Here is a 16,235-nt window from a genome sequence, read left to right on the forward strand (position 1 = left end):
GCTAGAAGAAACCGCAGGTCGGGGCTTCCGAGTGGGGCGCAGGGGCGCCGTCGGGGCCGAGGGGGGCGGCGATCTCCAGGCGGATGCCGTCCGGGTCGTGGAAGAAGATCCCGCCCGAGGTCCCGCCCTCGCGGTGGGCGACCACACCGTCGTAGGCGAAGTCGACTCCGGCGTCCCGCAGCGCGGTCTCGTACTCCCGGACGCGGTCGATCGAGTCGACCGTGAAGGCGAGGTGGTGCAGTCCGGGGCGACCGCTGTCGTACGACCCCTGCGCCTGCTGCCAGAGGGTGACGAGCGGGGCACCGCCGCCCTCCCCCAGCATCGCCCAGCGCTGGTCGTCCTCCTTGCCCTCGGCGAGCACGGTGAAGCCGAGGAGGTCGCGGTACAGGGCGAGCGAGCGGTCGAGGTCGGTGACGTTCAGACCGGCGTGCGCGATGCGCGGAGTCATGGTGTTCTCCTTCGAGCTGCTATCTAACCTTCTTTCTTGACATTAGAGGGTTAGGGCTCGGAAGGTCAACCGCTCACATACACTTGAGTGGTTAGGACGGAAGGAGTGCCCGATGACCGCCCCCCGCGACCCCCGCCCCCTCACCGGCGAGCCCCTCGCGCTCGACCTGCTCAACACCCGGTGGAACCGGGAAGGCGTCACCCAGGACCTGCTCGACGGCACCGACGGGCTGGCGGTGTGGCTCGCGAGCAACGGGCTGGCCGGGGAGCACGCGGCCGACACGGAGACGCTGGAGCATCTGCGCGAGGCGCGCGAGGCGATCAAGGCCGCGGTGCACGGGTCACCGGCCCAGGCCGCGCCGCTCGTGGACGCCGTACTGGCACACGGGCGGATCCGGGCCCGGCTGACCCCCGAGGGCCCCGCCGAGGAGCCGGAGTTCACCGATCCGTCGTGGGCGCCGGCCTGGCGCGCCGCCCGGAACTACCTGGAGCTGATCACCCGCGCCCCGGAGCGCATCCGGACCTGCTCCGGCGGCAGCTGCATCCTGCACTTCTTCGACACGTCCCGGAACGGCACCCGCCGCTGGTGCTCGATGGCCGCGTGCGGCAACCGCGCGAAGGCCTCGCGGCACTACGCGCGCTCGAAGGACCACTGACCGCCCGCGGCGCGGTCGCGGGCGTCGGCAGCGTGAAGACCGAGGAGGTCACGCCGCAACGCTGGGCACCCGCCCCTCACGGCCTGCCGGCCGACGCCTCCCCGGTCGGGCAGGTCAGCTGCCGGGACCTGGGCAGCGCCTCGGTGATCCAGGCACGGTCGGCGGCCACGCGGGTGTCCCCGACCGCCCACAGGCTCGCGTTCTGCCGGCCCGCACCGACCCGGACGAGGACGTGCTGGCCCGGACGCGGGGCCGGTTCCGCGCCGCCGTCGAGCAGGAAGCTGACCCGGGCCGGGCCGTGCGCGGGCTTGTAGGAGCGGATCACGGTCAGCGTGATCCGGGACCAGGCGGACGGCTTGCGCGGCTGCACCTCGGCCACGGTGCCCTCCACGACCAGCCTGGAGCAGGCCAGGTCGAGTTCCGGCTCGGACGGCCGCCCGCCGCCCGGGGAGACCCTGGCCGGGGCGTCGCCCACGCTCTTGTCCGCGGCGCTCGCGCTGTTGTCGTCCGAGGCACCGGAGTGCGTCACCATCCAGCCGAACCCGACGACCAGGGCGACGGCCGCGGCCCCGGCGAGCGACCCGAACGCGATCCGCAGCACCCGGCGCGGTCCGCAGGGCCGGCCGGGCCGCGGAGGGCGGCGCCCTGCCCTCACCGGTCGCGTGACACCGCGCGGGCGGGGCGCCGGCCGAGGACGCACGGCCTCCTCGGCGGGCACCGCCCTGTCCGCCCGCTCCCCGGTCAGCGCATCCGCGAGCCGGGTCAGCTGCTCCTTCAGCACCGCCAGGTCGGCCTCGGCCGCCCGGTGTTCGGCGAGGAAGGCGGGATCGCGGTGGGCCTCCTCGGGCAGCGGTTCCCCCGTGATGGCCGCCATCAGCGCGTCCATACCGCCGTACTCCCCGGCGTTGCCATGTCCGGCGGTCACGTCACACCACCTCGTCCTCGTGCAGGCGGTCGCGCAGGGCGCGGACCGCCGTGTGCAGCCTGCTCTTGACCGTGCCCTCGGGGACGCCCAGTTCCCCGGCGATGGCCCGGACGGGCAGGTCGGCGAAGAAGCGCAGGACGAGCACCTGCCGCTGGGCGGCGGGCAGGTCGTCCAGGCCCTGGGCGACGGCGAGGGAGAGCAGGCTGGTCTCCTCGCCGGAGGGGTGCGCGGGCTCGCGCAGTGCGGCCAGCCGCTCCCCCAGCCTCTCCTGGCGACGTTTGGCCCGGTGCCAGTCCATGGCGAGGTTGGAGGCGACCACCGCCGCCCACGCCGAGACGTCCCGCGGCGCCTCCCGTCCGCTCGCGGTCCGCTCCAGCAGCCGCAGCCGTACCTGCTGCACCCCGTCCGGCAGGTCCGACTGCGGCACGCCGCCGAGCGCGAGCACCGCCCGCACCCGGCGTTCCTGGGCCGCGTCCAGCGGATCGCCGCCGGTACGGTCCCCGCGTTCCCCACGGTCCGTACCGGCGGCGTACGCCCCCCGGTCGCGGCGCGCCCCTCCGCGCAGCACAGGCCACCCCCTCACGCGTCTGCCCCTACGACGCGGCAGCGGGCCGGAACGTTCGGACCGGTTTCCGGCGGTGCGCAGAGGCGTATGTCACATGGCCGTGTGGCCGGGGAGGCGTACGGGCAGGCACAGGACAGCACAGCTTGCGGCCCTGGCGCCCGGCGGAGGGAATTTCTCCAGCTCAGGGGCATGTTGGACGGACGTACGGAACCGTTCGCCGGGCGATCGTGTCCCACTCCTCGGGCACGCCTCGCAAAGAATTGGACAGGTGGACCGGGGTCGGCCGCATGATGGAAAAGCCCCGGTCATGCACGAGACACAAAGAGGGAGTCACTGTGAGGGTCGGAATCGTCGGAGCCACCGGTCAGGTCGGCACGGTCATGCGCAGGATCCTCGCGGAGCGGAACTTCCCGGTGACCCAGCTGCGCCTGTTCGCCTCGGCGCGCTCGGCCGGCACCGTGCTGGACGGGGTGACGGTGGAGGACGCGGCGACCGCCGACTACACCGGCCTGGACATCGTGCTCTTCTCGGCGGGCGGCGCGACCTCCAGGGCCCTGGCCGAAAAGGTCGCCTCCCAGGGCGCCGTCGTGATCGACAACTCCTCCGCCTGGCGCAAGGACCCCGAGGTCCCGCTCGTCGTCTCCGAGGTGAACCCGCACGCGGCCGCCGACCGTCCCAAGGGCATCATCGCCAACCCGAACTGCACCACGATGGCCGCGATGCCGGTCCTGAAGCCGCTGCACGAGGAGGCCGGTCTCCAGGCGCTGATCGTCGCCACCTACCAGGCGGTGTCCGGCTCGGGTCTCGCGGGCGTGGCCGAGCTGCACGGCCAGGTGCAGAAGGTGGCCGACGAGGCCGACAAGCTGACACACGACGGGCGGGCGGTCGACTTCCCCGAGCCGCAGGTCTACAAGCGCACCATCGCCTTCAACGTGCTCCCGCTGGCGGGCTCGATCGTCGACGACGGTCTCAACGAGACCGACGAGGAGCAGAAGCTGCGCCACGAGTCCCGCAAGATCCTGGAGATCCCCGAGCTGAAGGTCTCCGGCACCTGCGTGCGCGTGCCCGTCTTCTCCGGCCACTCCCTCCAGGTCAACGCCCGCTTCGCCCGCCCGGTCTCCCCGGAGCGCGCCACCGAGCTGCTCGCCGGGGCCCCGGGCGTCGCCCTCTCCGACATCCCGACCCCGCTGCAGGCGGCCGGCCAGGACCCGTCGTACGTCGGCCGCATCCGCCGCGACGAGACGGTGGACAACGGCCTGGCGCTGTTCATCTCCAACGACAACCTCCGCAAGGGCGCCGCGCTGAACGCGGTCCAGATCGCGGAGCTGGTGGCGGCGGAGCTGTCCTCGAAGTAACCCGCACGCAACTGCGCCACAGGGGGCGGTCACGGTCACGTGGCCGCCCCCTGTCGTGTCTTCCGCCGTCGTGCGAGGATCACTGACCCGGATTTCCGAGCGGGAGGTGGCCGTGGACACGTGCGCGACCTGTGGCGGCCCTCTTCCGGCACGGGCCGGCCGCCGGGGCCGTAGCTCGGTGTACTGCTCGGCGGCCTGCCGGCAGAAGGCCTACCGGGAGCGGCAGGACGGTGGCGGGGGCCTGGAGGAGCTGATCGAGTCGGTCGGCCGGCAGGCGGGTTCGCTGGTGCCGCGGCCGGCCTCCGCCCTGTACGCGGGCGTGACCGAACTGTCCGCCTCCGTGGCCCGGCTGCGCCGTATCGCACGGCTCGCGCAGGAGACCCGGCAGACCACGGACCATTGCGTCACAGAGCCCGGCGTGACGGAAAACCCCGGGAGCGGGGCCGGCGCCGGTGGCCCGGTCTGCGTCACGGGCTCCCCCGTGACGCAAACCGACACGACGGAAACCGACGCCACGCCCTTCGACGAGTCCGCCTTCGCCGCCCTCACCGAGTCGTACCGGCGGGAGATCCGCGCCCACTGCTATCGCATGACCGGCTCCTACGACGACGCCGAGGACCTGGTCCAGGAGACGTTCCTGCGGGCCTGGCGGGGCCGGGACGGCTATCGGGGCCGGGCGAGCGCCCGTACCTGGCTGTACCGCATCGCGACCAACGCCTGCCTGGACTTCCAGCGCCGTACCGCCCGCCGCCCGCAGGCTTACGAGCCGTTGCCCGGCATGGACCACGGCAACGGCGAGCCGCCGGCCCGAATCACCTGGCTGCAGCCGTACCCGGACGACGAGCTGCCGGACAGCGCGGCGGAATCGCGCGAGACCGTCGAGCTGGTCCTGCTGGCCGCGCTCCAGCACCTGCCCGGCCGCCAGCGGGCCGCGCTCGTGCTGCGCGACCTGCTCGGACTCACCGCCGCCGAGACCGCGCAGATGCTCGGCACCTCCGTGGCCTCGGTCAACAGCGCGCTGCAACGCGCCCGTCCGGCCCTGCGCGAGCGGCTGCCCGCGAGCCGTACGGACTGGACGGCCACCCCGCCCACGGACGCCCAGCGGGCCGCGCTCCAGCGGTACGTGACGGCCGCCGAGCGGCTCGACTTCGCCGCGATGGCCGAGCTGCTCGCCGAGGACGTCACGCTGACGATGCCGCCCAACCCGTTCTGGTTCACCGGCCGCGAGGCGCTGCTCGCCTTCCTCCGCCCGAGCCTCGACCCGGCGTCCCCCATGTTCCTCGGCCACTGGCGCCACCTGCCCGCCCGGGCCAACGGGCAGCTCGCGGCCGGGGGTTACGTCCGCCGCCCCGGTACGAACGTCTACCGCGCCCAGGTCCTGGACGTGCTCCGCTTCGACGCCGCGGGCCGCATCACGGAGATCACCTCCTTCGAACCGCACCTGTTCCCGGCGTTCGGACTGCCGCTGCGGCTGTGAGCGATGAGCGCCGGGGGTGCCGTGCGTCTGTATCGGTGAAACGGACACCACTTCCGAAGGAGTTCACCATGCTGCTCACCGACAAGACCGCGATCGTCTACGGCGCCGGCGGCTCGATCGGCGGTGCGGTGGCCCGCGCCTTCGCCGGCGAGGGCGCCCGGGTGCACCTCGTGGGCCGCACCCGGGAGACGCTGGAGGCGGTGGCGGCCGACCTCAAGGACGCCGAGGTCGCCGTCGTGGACGCCCTCGACGAGGCGGCGGTGGAGGAGCACCTCGCGGGCGTCGGCGACGTCGACATCTCGTTCAACCTCGTCACCCGCGGCGATGTGCAGGGCGCCCCGCTCACCGAGATGCCCGTGGACGACTTCCTGCGGCCGGTGATCAACGGCGCCCGCGCCAACTTCATCACCGCCCGCGCCGCCGGGCGCCGCATGGCCGAGCGCGGCTCGGGAGTCGTCCTCGCCCTCAACAGCGGCTCCGCGCACGGCAGTCCGATGATGGGCGGCACGGGACCGGCCGATGCCGCGATCGACACACTCGTACGGAACCTGGCGATCGAGCTGGGTCCGCGCGGGGTGCGGGCCGTGGGGCTGTGGGCGGCCGGGGTGCCCGAGACGTTCACCGTCGAGAAGCTGTCCGCCGTCAACCCGGCGATCGACGAGGCAGCCGTCCAGGGCATCGTCGACAACCTCGCGGCGATGCGCATGACCCGCCGCAACCCCACTCTCGCCGAGGTCGCCGCCACCGCCGTCTTCCTCGCCTCCGACCGGGCGGCCGGCATCACCGGCACCTTCGTCGACGTCACCGGCGGGATGGTCGCTCGCTGAGCCGGGAAAGGGCGCCCGGGGCCGGCGAGCCGTGCGCACACGAAAGGGCGCCCGGCGCGCAGGCCGGGCGCCCTTGCCGCGGTGCTACTTGCCGGCCGCCGCGTCCGCCGCCTGGGCCTTCAGGGCCCGCTCGACGCCGGAGCGGGACTCCGAGACGAGGCGGCGCAGGGCCGCGTTCGGCTCGGCCGCACCCAGCCAGGCGTCGGTCTTGGCGAGGGTCGCCTCGGAGACCTGGACCGCCGGGTACAGGCCGATCGCGATCTGCTGGGCGATCTCGTGCGAACGGGCGTCCCAGACGTCCTTGACGACCTCGAAGTACCGGTCCGCGTACGGCGCCAGCAGCTCGCGCTGGTCGGTCTGGACGAAGCCGCCGATCACGGCCTCCTGCACGGCGTTCGGCAGCTTGTCGGAGTCGACCACCGAGGACCAGGCCTCCGCCTTGGCCTCCGGGGTCGGGCGGGCCGCGCGGGCGGTGGCCGCGTGCCGCTCACCCGCGGCCGTCCTGTCCCGCTCGTACTCGGCCGCGATCTCCGCCTCGTCGAAGCGGCCGACCGCCGCCAGCCGCTCCACGAACGCCCAGCGCAGCTCGGTGTCCACGGCCAGGCCCTCGACGGTCTGCGTGCCCTCCAGCAGGCCCTCCAGCAGGTCCAGCTGCTCGGGGGTGCGGGCCGTCGCCGCGAAGGCACGGGCCCAGGCCAGCTGGTGGTCGCCGCCCGGCTGGGCCGCACGCAGGTGGGCCAGCGTGGCGTCGGTCCACCGGGCCAGCAGGGACTCGCGGGCGGCCGGGTCGGCGTACAGGTCGATGGCGAGCTTGACCTGGCGGTGCAGCGACTGCACCACGCCGATGTCGGACTCCTTGCCGATGCCGGACAGGACCAGGGAGAGGTAGTCCCGGGTGGCCAGCTCGGCGTCCCGGGTCATGTCCCAGGCCGACGCCCAGCACAGGGCCCGCGGGAGGGACTCCTGGAAGTCGCCGAGGTGTTCGGTGACCGTCTTCAGGGACTCCTCGTCCAGGCGGACCTTGGCGTACGACAGGTCGTCGTCGTTGAGCAGGACGACCGCCGGCCGGCGCCTGCCGGTCACCTGCGGTACGGCCGTCAGCTCGCCGTCGACGTCCAGCTCGATCCGCTCGGTGCGCACCAGCTTGCCGCTCGCGTCGAGGTTGTACAGGCCGACGGCGATGCGGTGCGGGCGCAGCACCGGCTCGCCCTTGGCGCCGGCGGGCAGGGCCGGGGCCTCCTGGCGGACGGCGAAGGAGGTGACGACACCGTCGGCGTCCGTCCGGATCTCCGGGCGGAGGATGTTGATGCCCGCCGTCTCCAGCCACTTCCGCGACCAGGTCTTCAGGTCGCGGCCGGAGGTCTCCTCCAGGGCGCCGAGCAGGTCGGACAGGCGGGTGTTGCCGAACGCGTGCCGCTTGAAGTAGGCCTGCACGCCCGTGAAGAACTCGTCCTCGCCGACGTACGCGACGAGCTGCTTCAACACGCTCGCACCCTTGGCGTACGTGATGCCGTCGAAGTTGACGAGCACGTCGTCCAGGTCGCGGATGTCCGCCATGATCGGGTGCGTGGACGGCAGCTGGTCCTGCCGGTACGCCCAGGTCTTCATGGAGTTGGCGAACGTGGTCCACGAGTGCGGCCAGCGCGAGCCCGGCGCGGCGGCCTGGCAGGCGATGGAGGTGTAGGTGGCGAACGACTCGTTCAGCCACAGGTCGTTCCACCACTCCATGGTGACGAGGTCGCCGAACCACATGTGGGCCAGCTCGTGCAGGATCGTCTCCGCGCGGACCTCGTACGCCGCGTCGGTCACCTTGGACCGGAAGACGTACTGGTCGCGGATGGTGACGGCACCCGCGTTCTCCATCGCGCCCGCGTTGAACTCGGGCACGAACAGCTGGTCGTACTTCGCGAAGGGGTACGCGTAGTCGAACTTCTCCTGGAACCAGTCGAAGCCCTGCCGGGTCACCTCGAAGATCGCGTCCGAGTCCAGGAACTCGGCGAGGGACGGGCGGCAGTAGATCCCCAGCGGCACGCTCTGCCCGTCCTTCTCGTACACGCTGTGCACGGAGTGGTACGGGCCGACGATCAGCGCGGTGATGTACGACGAGATGCGCGGGGTCGGCTCGAAGGACCAGACGTTGTCCTGCGGCTCCGGGGTCGGCGAGTTCGAGATCACCGTCCAGCCCTCGGGCGCCCGCACGGTGAACTGGAAGGTGGCCTTCAGGTCCGGCTGCTCGAAGGAGGCGAACACCCGGCGGGCGTCCGGGACCTCGAACTGGGTGTAGAGGTAGGCCTGCTCGTCGACCGGGTCGACGAAGCGGTGCAGGCCCTCGCCGGTGTTGGTGTAGGCGCAGTCCGCGACGACCCGCAGGACGTTACGGCCCTCCAGCAGACCCGGCAGGGCGATCCGCGAGTCCTTGAAGACCTCGGCGGGGTCGAGCACGTCACCGTTCAGGGTGACCTCGTGGACGGTGGGCGCCACCAGGTCGATGAAGGACTCGGCACCGCCGCGGGCCACGTCGAAGCGCACCGTGGTCACGGACCTGTAGGTACCGCCCTCCTGCGCGCCGGAGAGGTCGAGATCGATCTCGTACGAGTCAACGGTGAGCAGCTCCGCCCGCTGCTGCGCCTCTTCGCGAGTCAGGTTTGTGCCAGGCACGCGGTCATCTCCTCGTTATGTGTCGGTTGCGCCATCCTTCCATGGGACCCGCAGGGAAAGCGATGTCCGGATACCGCCGGTCAGCGGGGCGGCCGGGCAGGAGGCTGGGGCGTATGAGGACCTACACCGCACGCCCGATTCCGTCCCGGTCACTGAAGGAGCTGCGCACCGCCGACGACGCGGGCCGCCCCCTGGCCCCCTTCACCGACGAGGAGGGCGGCGCCCCGCTGCGCTGCTGCCTGCGGCGCAGCGAGCCCGGCGAGCGGATCGCCCTGGTCTCGTACGCGCCGCTGCGCCGCTGGGCGGCCGAGACGGGCGCCGACCCGGGGGCGTACGACGAACAGGGCCCGGTCTTCATCCACGCGGACGAGTGCCCGGGCCCGTCGCCCGACCCCGCCCTGCCCTTCACCGATGCCCACCGTGTGCTCCGCCGCTACTCGGCCGACGGCCGGATCCTGGGCGGCCGCCTCACGGACGACGACTTCCCCTCCGCCCTCTCCGAGGCCTTCGCCGACCCGGAGGTGGCGGTGGTGCAGGTGCGGGCGGTGGAGTACGGGTGCTTCCTGTACGAGGTGCGGCGGGGCTGAGTCGCGCAGAGGAAAGAGAGCCTCGGCCGTGCCGGACGCGGCCCCGCCCGGCGCGTCGGCGCTCACCGCACCGCTCGTCGACGGACCAGGGGGCGTCGGCCCACGCGATGTCGGGCCGCACACCCGTGACCGACCCGATCGCCATCGCCGCGTAGGGGTTCGGGATCCTCGGGCGCGCAGGCGAGGGCACCCGCCAGATGTCCGACGGCCACCGCCGGACTCCCCCGCAGTGCGCCATCACCCCCGCGACACCCGCGTCGGCTGCTACCGCTCGGTTCGGCCATGGGCACCGAGCCGGTGAGGGCGCCCGGGCACCGCATCCCGCAGGGCCTGGAGCACACGGGTCACCGCGGGCCCGGTCTCCCCGCCCCTGCGTACCGCCGCCGTCACATGGCGGACCGGGCCGTCCGGCCCGAGGTCCCGCATGACCACCCCGTCGCGGCGGCCCGCGGCCATGCGCGGGACCAGGGCCACGCCCATGCCCGCCTCCACCATGGCGAGGATCGCGGTCCAGCCGGAGGCCGAGTGGCCCTGGTGGGGGCTGAAGCCGGCCGCCTCGCAGGCGCGGCGGGTGATGTCCGACCAGGGGCCGCTGCCGCCGAAGATCCAGGGTTCGGCGGCCAGGTCGGTGAGGGTGAGGGCGGGGGCCACGGCCAGGGGGTGGTCCGGGGGCAGGGCGACGTCCAAGGGGTCGGCCAGCAGGGGGATTTGGGTGAAGCGGGGGTCCGCCGCGCCGGGCGCCGACGCCGCGAGGGACAGGGCGAGGTCCGCCTCGCCGGCCGTCAGGAGGTCGTAGGCCTCGGCGGCCTCCGCCTCCCGCACCCGGACCGTCACCCGGGGGTGCGTGTCCCGCAGGGCCCGTACGGCCGGTACGACCAGGGCGGGTACGGACGTCGGGAACGCGGCGACCCGGACCTCCCCGGCCTCCCCCTGGACGTACGCCGCCAACGCCGCCTCCGTGCGCTCCAGTTGCTCGAAGACCGGCTCGGTGTGGGCCAGCACCAGGCGGGCCGCGTCGGTGAGGCGGACCCGGCGGCCCCGCGCCTCCAGCAGGGGTACGCCGAGCTGCCGGGCGAGGTTGGTGAGCTGCTGGGAGACGGCGGAGGGGGTCATGTGCAGGGCCTCGGCCGTCGCCGTCACGGTGCCGCGCTCGCGCAGGGTGCGCAGGATCTGCAGCTTCCGGATGTCCCACTCGGCCATGCCGGGAAAGCTACACGTCAACGCCGTGAGCCCGCGCCCAGCAACACCCCGCCCAGGATCAGCGCCATCGACAGCAGCTGCGGCAGCCCTGTCGTCTCGCCGAGGACGGCCCAGGACAGGACGGCCACGCAGACCGGCTGGAGGTAGTAGACGATGCCCGCGCGGGTCGCGCCGATCAGGGCGACGGCCTTGTTCCAGGCGAAGAAGGCCACCGCGGAGGAGGCGACGCCGACGTAGAGGAGGGGCAGGACGGTGGCGGGGGCGAGGTGGAAGGAGCCCTGCGCGGTCACGCTCACCGCCTGCGCGGGCAGGAGCAGGACCGTCCCGGTCAGGAACGTGGTGAACAGGAAGCCGGTGCCGTGGAGTTCGGCGGGCTTGCGGCGCAGCAGCGCGCTGTAGCCGGCGAAGCAGCAGGCGGCCGCGATCATCCACAGGTCGCCCGGCGAGAAGTGCGCGCCGCCGCCCACGAGCAGCGCCACGCCCGCGCAGGCGACGAGCAGGCCGGTGGTGCGGCGCGCGGCGAGCCGTACGCCGCCCAGCCGTTCGAAGACGGCCATGAGCACCGGCGAGGCGGCCATGATCATGCCCATGGTGGCGGCCGGGGTGGTCAGTCCGGCCTGGTTGACGAGGGTGTTGTAGGTGGCCACGCCGAGGAGGGAGGCGAGCAGGACGTAGCGGGCGTGACGGCGGATCGACGCCCGCTGCCGCCAGGCCTGCCGGGCGCCGAAGGGGGCTACGGCGAGGAGTGCGACGACCCAGCGCCAGAAGGCGTGCTGGACGGGCGGGACGCTGTCGTGCAGACCGCGGGAGGTGACGAAGCTGCCGGACCAGACGAGGGTGGCGAGGGCGGCGAGGGCCAGGCCGGTCGTGGGGGCGGCGGCCTTGGGGGCGGGCGCGGTGGCGGGTGCGGCGGAAGTGGTGGTCCTGGGCAGGACGGCGGCCACGGGGCTCCTTTCGATGGTTGGTGTGCTTCTACCGTCGCAGCGCCCGATCCATCAGGTCCATCGAAACTTTTCGACTGTTCTTTTCAGTTGAACTGAACAATCTGCTTACGGTGGGGGCGGAGAAGGCCTACCAGCCCGCGCTGGAGGCGCCGAACCGAGAAGAGGGCTAGCGGCCGACGTGCGTGGCGAGCGCCGTCTCGATGTCCGCCGCGCCGGCCGAGTCGGCGGCCCAGGCCGCGTATCCGTCGGGACGGACCAGCACGGTCGTCCGGCGGTCGCTCGTCCGGTGCGCCACGGCCAGTCGGCCCGCGCAGCCGGGCCCCGCCTCGTACGGCTCCGGGGTGATCAGCACGAACCGGCCGCCGCGCAGGGCCTCGTAGAGGCGGTCGCCGCCGGCCAGGGCGACGTCGGGGACCCGGGTGCCGGTGAGGCGGTGGGCGCCGCGCGGTGCCGGGTAGCGGTAGCCGACGCCGGTGACCTGGCCCGCGACCTTGCGCCGGGCGGGGCCGACGGCGTTCAGGAACGTGGTGAGCGCGGCGCGGGCCGCGAGGGTCCAGGGGCGCTTGGCCATGGCGAGGCGGACGATCCCGCCGCCGCTGCGCAGCACCGACCGCCCACGGGGTGCCGCTCGTCCTGGCAGGTGTCGAGCAGCGCGGGGTCCGCGTGTCCGCCGGCGACCGCCGCGAGCTTCCAGCTGAGGTTGGCCGCGTCCTGCAGGCCCGTGTTCATGCCCTGGCCGCCGGCCGGGGTGTGCACGTGCGCGGCGTCGCCCGCCAGGAAGACCCGCCCCACCCGGTGGGCGGGCGCCTGCCGTTCGTCGCTGTGGAAGCGGGACATCCAGCCGGCGTCGTGCGTCCCGAAGTCCCGCCCGAGGGCGAGCCGGGTGATCTCCTGGATCTCCGCCAGGTCCAGCGGCTCGGTGTCGGGGACGTTGCGGCCGCGGTGCCAGCCGATCACCCGGTGGTAGCCGTCGCCGAACGGTGCGAGGAAGGCGAAGGCGTCGCCGACGGCGTTGACGGTGAGCAGCGTCGGCGGCTCCTCGGCGAGCCGGACGTCGGCGAGGACCACGGACCGGATCGACAGGCGCCCCCGGCGACAGAACCGGTGTCCGGTCAGGCCTTGGCCTTGGCCTCGGACTTCACGTTGGACGAGGGCTTGATGGTCCTGATCGTGGACTTGTCCAGCACCATCACCAGACCGGCGATGACCACGAACAGCGCGATCGGGAGCAGCACGTAGAGGCCCAGCGTCTGCATGACGTTCAGGCCGGGGCCGGGGTCGTCGCCGTCGTCGCGGGTCAGCGCGAGCGCGGGGGACGACATGAGCAGCATCATCAGCGTCGTACCAGCGGCCAGGGCGCCGGCGCGCAGGGCGTTCTTCTTGTCCACGATCTCAAGTTAGCGAACCCCCCGGAAGGCCGCGCGCCCGGGGTCCCGTACGGGGGGTTCACGCGCCCCTGACCTGTCCGAACACTTGGAGTAGTGCCCTCAGCCGAGGGGAGGCCGTCAGTTCCTCCAGCGGCACCGGGCGGCCCTCGGGGTCCGCGATCGGCAGCCGCCAGTTCGGGTACTGGTCCCAGGTCCCCGGCAGATTCTGCGGGCGGCGGTCGCCGACGCCGTCCGGGAGCCAGACGCCGATCAGCCGGGCCGGGGTGCGCAGCAGGAAGCGGTGGACGGCGCGGATCTCCTCCTCCTCGTCGCTGCCGGGCGGTCCGGCGGACGCCAGGTCCAGCAGGCCGAGGCTGCCGAGGAGGGCGAGCCACTCGGCGGCGTCGGCGGTGGCCTCGGCGCGTTCCTCGGTCGCGGGGCGGGTGAGCAGGCCGAGCCGGTCGCGCAGGTCGACGTGGTCGCCGGTGAGCCGGGCGGCGGTGGGCGGCAGGTCGTGGGTGGTGGCGGTGGCCAGGCAGTCGGCGCGCCAGCGCTCGGGCGGCAGCGGGCGTCCGTCGCCCTCCCAGTCGCGTTCGAACCACAGCACCGAGGTGCCGAGCACCCCGCGCCGCTGCAGCGTCTCGCGGACGCCGGGCTCGACGGTGCCGAGGTCCTCGCCGATGACGACGGCCCCGGCGCGGGTGGCCTCCAGGGCGAGGATCGCGAGCATGGCGTCGGCGTCGTAGCGCACGTAGGTGCCCCCGGTGGGCGGGCTGCCCTGGGGGACCCACCAGAGCCGGAACAGGCCCATGACGTGGTCGATGCGCAGGGCCCCGGCGGAACGGAACAGGGCGCGCAGGAGGTCGCGGTAAGGGGCGTACCCGGTGGCGGCGAGCCGGTCGGGGCGCCAGGGCGGCAGGCCCCAGTCCTGGCCGCGGGCGTTGAAGGCGTCGGGCGGGGCGCCGACGGACATGCCGGCGGCGAACACGTCCTGCTGGGCCCAGGCGTCGGCGCCGACGGGGTGCACGCCGACGGCGAGGTCGTGCACGATCCCGACGGGCATGCCGGCCTCGCGGGCGGCGCGCTGGGCGGCGCGGAGCTGGCAGTCGGTGAGCCAGGCGAGGCGGGCGTGGAACGCGACCCGGTCGGCGAGTTCGGCGCGGGCGCGCGCGGTCGCGGCCGAACGGGGGTCCCGCAGGGCCGGTGGCCACCGCTGCCAGTCGGGGCCGTGGAGCTCGGCGAGGGCGTACCAGGTGGCGTGGTCGTCGAGTGCCTGGCCGTGGGCGGCGCGGTAGTCGTCGTAGGCGGCCCGGCGCCCGGGGCCGAGGGGGACGGCCAGGACCAGGTCCAGTGCCTCGCGCTTGAGTTCCCACACGGCGTCCCGGTCGATGAGGGCGCCCTTGTCGAGGACGGCGGCGCGCAGCCGGTCGGCCCGCTCCAGGAGGGCGCTCAGCCGCTCGCGGTCCGCCACGTACGCGTACTCGGGGACGTCCTCGATCCGCAGGTGCACCGGGTCGGGGAAGCGGCGGGAGGACGGGCGGTACGGGGAGGGGTCGGTGGGGGCGCCGGGTACGGCCGCGTGCAGCGGGTTGACCTGGACGAATCCGGCGCCGGCGGTACGACCGGCCCAGCCGGCCAGCTCGGCGAGGTCGCCGAGGTCGCCCATGCCCCAGGAGCGGCGGGAGAGCAGGGAGTAGAGCTGGACGAGGAGGCCGTGGGAGCGGCCGGGCGGGGCGGGCAGCCGGTCGGGGGCGACGACGAGGTGGGCGTGGCCGGTGCGGCCGTCGGGTGCGAGGGCGGTCACCCGGTGCACGCCGAGCGGCAGTTCCGCGGCGGTGTCCCGTTCCTGGCCCTCCTCGGTCTCGACACGCACGCGGGTGCCGGGCGGCAGTGCGGCGAGGGCGGCGGGGCCCTGTGGGTCGCCGGCCCAGTGCACGAGCGTCGGCGGCAGCAGGCGCTCGCGCAGCTCGTGTTCCCGTGCGGCGAGGGCAGTGCGTACGGCGGCGGGGCCGGCCGCGTCGACGCCGAGGGCGGCCAGGGCGGCGGTCACGGCGGAGGCGGGGACCGGGACGTCGCGGCCGGGGGCGGGGCTGTAGGAGGTGGCGACCCCGTGCAGTCCGGCGAGCCGGGCCAGGTCCTCGTCCGCGAAGTCCTCGAACGCCGCGGTCATCTACGACCTCGCGCCGAAGTCACCGGACTCGTACGACTGTGCGAAGAAGGCGTCCGACTCGCTGGTCAGCGGGGTGGCCTCGGCGAGCGGCGGCTCGCTGGTCAGGGGTTCGGCGTCGGGCAGGGGCGGTTCGCTGGTCAGCGGGGCCTGGGCGCAGGCGCGCTCCGAGCTGAACATGCTCAGCGGTGCGTCGTCGGCCGGGGCGGACGGGTCCGCCCCGGGTTTCCACTGGTCCGGGATCGAGAGCCGAGCCGGTGCGGCCACGGGGGCCTCCTTCTGGGTGGCGGTCGGATGCTGCGGTTTTGAACGGATTACGGCAGGCCTACCCCGTGACGGCGCGGGCACTCCAGAGAGCTGCTCGAATACGAGAAGAGCCCTCTGGGGCTGCTGGCGGCAGGGCCGAGCCATGGCTACGACCTGAAGCGGCCACGACGAACGCTGCCCGCAGGCCCTTCCACTGGCCTACGGGCAGGTCTGCACGACCCTGCAGCGCCTGGTCCGCGACGGCCTCGCGGAGGCGGAGGGCACGGACGCGGACGGCGGTCCGGAGCGCACGCCACTCGACGGACGCCGGTTCGGGCGAACGGGCCCGCTGGGCGGGTGAGACCGCCCCGCCGGCGCCCTTCGTGACGAACGAGCTCTTCGCGTGCCCAGCGGGCCGCGCACATGGAGCGGATGCGGCAGCTCACGGCCGCCAAGACCGACCGGAACGCCGATCCGGCCACCCGTGCTGTCGGCCGACTACGCCCTCGACCACCTCGACGCCGACCTCCGCTGGCTGAACACCACGGCGGCCCGGCCGACCACACCGACCGCGGAGGCCGACGGAGCGTGACCAACAAGGGGGACACCTCGGTCCCGGTTCTCACGAGCCGGGACCTCGTCAAGGCCCACGGCAGGACCCGGGCGCTGCGCGGCGCCTCGGCCGGCCTGCACGCCGGCGAGATCCTCGCCGTGAGGGGGCCCGGCGGAAGCGGATCAACGAGCTGCGCCGTACCGACTTCGGCGGTCTAGTTCGGGCAGCTGATGCCGGAGCCCCTGCTGCGCCGCTCGGCGA

15 protein-coding genes and 2 pseudogenes are annotated in these 16,235 nt (G+C 73.9%); 7 read left to right on the top strand and 10 right to left on the bottom strand.

What is annotated here, in order from left to right:
• Position 1: 1 nt before the first annotated feature.
• Complete coding sequence (locus LMU33_RS35270) at positions 2 to 448, bottom strand: VOC family protein (RefSeq protein ID WP_228625138.1); 447 nt, start codon at positions 446 to 448, stop codon at positions 2 to 4.
• 112 nt (positions 449 to 560) lie between these two features.
• On the opposite strand from LMU33_RS35270, the gene LMU33_RS35275 reads away from it, so the two are divergent.
• Positions 561 to 1,103 (top strand): CGNR zinc finger domain-containing protein, encoded by a 543-nt coding sequence (locus LMU33_RS35275; protein WP_228625140.1) that lies wholly within the window; start codon positions 561 to 563, stop codon positions 1,101 to 1,103.
• Between the two features lie 76 nt (positions 1,104 to 1,179).
• Here the strand turns inward: LMU33_RS35275 and LMU33_RS35280 are convergent, their stop codons facing one another.
• Both LMU33_RS35280 and LMU33_RS35285 read right to left on the bottom strand, forming a co-directional pair.
• The gene (locus LMU33_RS35280) at positions 1,180 to 2,028 is read right to left on the bottom strand and encodes a hypothetical protein (protein WP_228625142.1); all 849 of its coding nucleotides are present in this window, start codon (positions 2,026 to 2,028) and stop codon (positions 1,180 to 1,182) included.
• Between the two features lies 1 nt (position 2,029).
• Positions 2,030 to 2,596 carry a sigma-70 family RNA polymerase sigma factor gene (locus LMU33_RS35285; protein WP_372478122.1) on the bottom strand — a complete coding sequence of 189 codons (567 nt, stop codon included), beginning with the start codon at positions 2,594 to 2,596 and terminating at the stop codon, positions 2,030 to 2,032.
• Positions 2,597 to 2,928: 332 nt separating this feature from the next.
• Between LMU33_RS35285 and LMU33_RS35290 the strand changes: the two genes are divergently transcribed.
• The 3 genes from LMU33_RS35290 (at position 2,929) to LMU33_RS35300 (ending at position 6,252) form a co-directional block, all read left to right on the top strand.
• A complete protein-coding gene (locus LMU33_RS35290; protein WP_228625144.1) occupies positions 2,929 to 3,948 on the top strand; it encodes an aspartate-semialdehyde dehydrogenase in 1,020 nt (339 codons plus the stop codon).
• Positions 3,949 to 4,054: 106 nt separating this feature from the next.
• Positions 4,055 to 5,425, top strand: coding sequence for a sigma-70 family RNA polymerase sigma factor (locus LMU33_RS35295; protein ID WP_228625258.1), 1,371 nt, complete (start codon positions 4,055 to 4,057; stop codon positions 5,423 to 5,425).
• Positions 5,426 to 5,493: 68 nt separating this feature from the next.
• The gene (locus LMU33_RS35300) at positions 5,494 to 6,252 is read left to right on the top strand and encodes an SDR family NAD(P)-dependent oxidoreductase (RefSeq protein ID WP_228625146.1); all 759 of its coding nucleotides are present in this window, start codon (positions 5,494 to 5,496) and stop codon (positions 6,250 to 6,252) included.
• Positions 6,253 to 6,336: 84 nt separating this feature from the next.
• Here LMU33_RS35300 and pepN read toward each other — a convergent pair whose 3' ends face one another.
• The gene (pepN, locus tag LMU33_RS35305) at positions 6,337 to 8,910 is read right to left on the bottom strand and encodes an aminopeptidase N (protein WP_228625148.1); all 2,574 of its coding nucleotides are present in this window, start codon (positions 8,908 to 8,910) and stop codon (positions 6,337 to 6,339) included.
• 113 nt (positions 8,911 to 9,023) lie between these two features.
• Between pepN and LMU33_RS35310 the strand changes: the two genes are divergently transcribed.
• Positions 9,024 to 9,497, top strand: a complete 474-nt coding sequence (locus LMU33_RS35310) for a DUF1203 domain-containing protein (RefSeq protein WP_228625150.1) — start codon at positions 9,024 to 9,026, stop codon at positions 9,495 to 9,497.
• 264 nt (positions 9,498 to 9,761) lie between these two features.
• On the opposite strand, the gene LMU33_RS35315 is transcribed toward LMU33_RS35310, so the two are convergent.
• The 6 genes and pseudogenes from LMU33_RS35315 to LMU33_RS35345 all read right to left on the bottom strand — a co-directional run bounded on the left by LMU33_RS35315 (position 9,762) and on the right by LMU33_RS35345 (position 15,442).
• A complete protein-coding gene (locus LMU33_RS35315; RefSeq protein ID WP_228625152.1) occupies positions 9,762 to 10,697 on the bottom strand; it encodes a LysR family transcriptional regulator in 936 nt (311 codons plus the stop codon).
• Positions 10,698 to 10,714: 17 nt separating this feature from the next.
• Entirely contained in the window at positions 10,715 to 11,641 is a 927-nt protein-coding gene (locus LMU33_RS35320; protein WP_372478116.1) for a DMT family transporter, read from the bottom strand.
• 166 nt (positions 11,642 to 11,807) lie between these two features.
• A pseudogene (locus LMU33_RS41530) lies at positions 11,808 to 12,730 on the bottom strand (FAD-dependent monooxygenase); the annotation flags it as partial.
• A 23-nt stretch (positions 12,731 to 12,753) separates the two neighbouring features.
• Entirely contained in the window at positions 12,754 to 13,029 is a 276-nt protein-coding gene (locus tag LMU33_RS35335) for a hypothetical protein (RefSeq protein WP_228625154.1), read from the bottom strand.
• A 58-nt stretch (positions 13,030 to 13,087) separates the two neighbouring features.
• Positions 13,088 to 15,178: a 4-alpha-glucanotransferase gene (malQ, locus tag LMU33_RS35340; RefSeq protein WP_228625156.1), complete on the bottom strand. Its 2,091-nt coding sequence runs from the start codon at positions 15,176 to 15,178 to the stop codon at positions 13,088 to 13,090.
• Complete coding sequence (locus LMU33_RS35345; protein WP_228625158.1) at positions 15,179 to 15,442, bottom strand: hypothetical protein; 264 nt, start codon at positions 15,440 to 15,442, stop codon at positions 15,179 to 15,181.
• 90 nt (positions 15,443 to 15,532) lie between these two features.
• On the opposite strand from LMU33_RS35345, the pseudogene LMU33_RS35350 reads away from it, so the two are divergent.
• Positions 15,533 to 16,013 (top strand): annotated as a pseudogene (locus LMU33_RS35350) (PadR family transcriptional regulator).
• Positions 16,010 to 16,192, top strand: coding sequence for a hypothetical protein (locus tag LMU33_RS35355; protein ID WP_308280832.1), 183 nt, complete (start codon positions 16,010 to 16,012; stop codon positions 16,190 to 16,192). The pseudogene LMU33_RS35350 and the gene LMU33_RS35355 overlap by 4 nt, the downstream one beginning before the upstream one ends.
• Positions 16,193 to 16,235: the final 43 nt, after the last annotated feature.

It is taken from the genome of Streptomyces barringtoniae, from assembly GCF_020819595.1.
GTDB classification, from domain to species: Bacteria; Actinomycetota; Actinomycetes; order Streptomycetales; family Streptomycetaceae; genus Streptomyces; species Streptomyces barringtoniae.